The organism is Pelistega indica, from assembly GCF_000506865.1.
Taxonomy (GTDB): Bacteria; Pseudomonadota; Gammaproteobacteria; order Burkholderiales; family Burkholderiaceae_B; genus Taylorella; species Taylorella indica.
Genome location: NZ_AYSV01000023.1, coordinates 1 through 2,604 on the forward strand (window position 1 = coordinate 1; position 2,604 = coordinate 2,604).

Sequence of the window (2,604 nt, forward strand, 5' to 3'; positions counted from 1 at the left end):
CTGCAGGTGATGTCGTTAATTCAATCGGCTCAGTCAATGGCCATGACCCTTATGCTTACCTTAAGGATGTGTTGGAACGATTGCCGACACAGAAAGCGAAGGACATTGCTGAGCTTCTGCCTCATCGTTGGCAAGCGCCAAACGACACCAAGAATTAACACAATGCCCCGACAAAATCGGGGCATTGAACGTTTAAAAACGGAAGTCAATCGGAGTTCACCGGACGCTTACGCTGCAATCATCGGCATACCAATTTCTGCATTGGTTTCCCTCTCATTAGTTCTCCCCCTTGAGCAAGTGGGTGGTCCGATTGTTTTCAAAATGCCTAGGGTCGAGTTTAAGGGAGCTTCTGGCTAAGTAGTTTTATGGCGATTGTGATCTCAATCAAGATGCTGTGGTAAGTGGTTTATTAATATATCGATGTGTTAGGGAGGTTTTCCGGAAATGAGAGTAAAGTTTTATGTGGTATTTCTTTGTTTTGCTTTCGCTTCAGCTGTTAGCGCTGCTGAAGTGGTAACATTTGATGAAGGAGTGCAGTTATATAATGATGAAAAGTATGCTGACGCGCTAAGAGTATTTACCTCCTTGGAGGCGAGGGGTGAGGTTAGGGCTGCTTATGCTCTTGGAGTGATGTATGAAAATGGCCAAGGGGTGGAAGCAAATATACAAAAAGCATCAAATTACTACATGAAGGCCGCTAAACAGGGGCATTCAGATGCGCAGAATAATCTTGGAATAATGCTTCTGACGGGAAAAGGTGGAAAAAAAGACTTCGAGCAAGCCTATCAGTTATTCGAACAGTCAGCTTCTCAAAACAATAAATACGGTGCTTGGAATGCTGCTTCATTCGTATTGGAGGCTGATGCGTCGCACTTTACCGAAAATTTGTTGAAAAAGGCGCTCGTCTATGCGGAAAGGGCTAAAAGCCTAGGGCACAAACAGGCAGGCTCCCTGGTTGGAACTCTGCAATGTGTTCTTAATGACAATGCATCAGTAAAAAATGATGTTTTTACAAGAGAGTCACTCGCTCATTATGAGGGCAAAGGAAGTGTTCGAGTTTTGGATCATGACGAAGGGTGGAAGGAACACAATATATATTATTTTGGCAAAGGCGGGCATTTGGTTAGGACTGTTTTTAAGAACACAAATCAAGAGCATCGCTACACGTATGATAAAAACTGTCACCTATTGAAATGGGAAGCAAGAAATTATTCTGATGACGCAAGCGGAAATTATAAAGTAGTAAATGTAGAAGATTTCACATATTTGCAGGGCAGAATTTCATCTTATACGACGCCGTCTTTTGGTGGTAGAGATTTCAAATACTATTATTACCCACAAAGTGACGGCGGCCTTTTTGAAGTTCAAAGAGAAATCGCAGCAGAATATCCCACAAATACGTACAAAAAATATAACTCCGCTGGGCTTCTTGAATGGTCTAACGGTGGTGTGCCGGCAAAGCCTTCGGAATTTTGGGCAATAACTCCAGGATCTGGCATTGGGTATTCCCGCGTATTTAATGAGGGTACGTCAAGAATGAGGTTCCAAGGTGGGCAGCAATACTTGTTCACCAATGGCGGGGCGTTGCGGAAAATTATAGATAACAATGCGCAGGACGGATCATACCAGTCAAGTGTAGAGTATTCATATGGTAGTGATGGGTGGATAAGAGAAGAAATATTCCATAGTACATCCAATAGAAACTCACCTATTAAGCACGTAAAGTATAGCAATTACAAACTGGATAATCACGGAAACTGGGTATCAAGAAAACAAAGTTATATGCATAACGATACTGACATGTCAGGTCTGCAACGAAGAATTATTAGTTACTATTGATGGCCTAACAAACACATTCACTCGGACAGCAAAAAGCGCTGCTCGTTCCTCGCTTTGCTTTTTTGCCGCCGGTGATGTGAGGCGTTAGCCAGATGGAAATACTGTAATGAAAGACACGGACATGACATACAACGAGCTTTCTGAGGCGGTGGTTGGCTTGAGCTATAGAGACAAATTCAGATTGGCGCAATTACTTATCCAGCTCGCCCGAAAAGAGGAAGAGGAGCAGTATCCACAGAAGCGAGCACCTGTTGCGTCAAATGTGGGGACCCCATCCGAGCTTACGTTGTATGTCGCAGAACGTATTAAAAAGCTGCGCCCCGCAAAAAAGTCGACGCTTCTAAATTCAATCGGTAATACTCCCCTAAAATCGAAACACCGATGAGTGGAAAATTTCGTTAAACTATTTGTTAAATTTAAAGGAATTTTTCATGCGTAGAAAACAATTTACCGAGCGACAAATCTTATCTATTCTTAAACAGCATGAGAGCGGCGTGAGCGTTGCTGATTTGTGTCGTGAGCACGGCATGAGCCAATCTGCTTTTTACAAATGGCGTAGCAAATATGCCGGCATGGACTCGTCAATGCTCAATGAGCTAAAACGCCTACAGGAAGAGAATGCGAAGCTTAAGAAGCTTTATGCTGAGGAGCGGCTAGTTTCCGAGGCACGAAAGGAACTACTTGAGGGAAAGTGGTAAAGCCAATCGCTACGAAAAGCGAGTGAACAAGAACACTTGTATCACGATCAAGGCTTTGCTGTCAGGT

Annotated in this window: 1 protein-coding gene and 2 pseudogenes; all 3 read left to right on the plus strand. The window is 43.4% G+C overall.

The features are described from left to right. Positions 1-158, plus strand: a pseudogene (locus tag V757_RS0113295) (transposase domain-containing protein); the annotation flags it as partial. A 286-nt stretch (positions 159-444) separates the two neighbouring features. Next, positions 445-1,839 carry a tetratricopeptide repeat protein gene (locus tag V757_RS27375; RefSeq protein ID WP_023949540.1) on the plus strand — a complete coding sequence of 465 codons (1,395 nt, stop codon included), beginning with the start codon at positions 445-447 and terminating at the stop codon, positions 1,837-1,839. 431 nt (positions 1,840-2,270) lie between these two features. Then, positions 2,271-2,531: pseudogene (tnpA, locus tag V757_RS17655) on the plus strand (IS66 family insertion sequence element accessory protein TnpA); the annotation flags it as partial. Positions 2,532-2,604 lie beyond the last annotated feature (73 nt).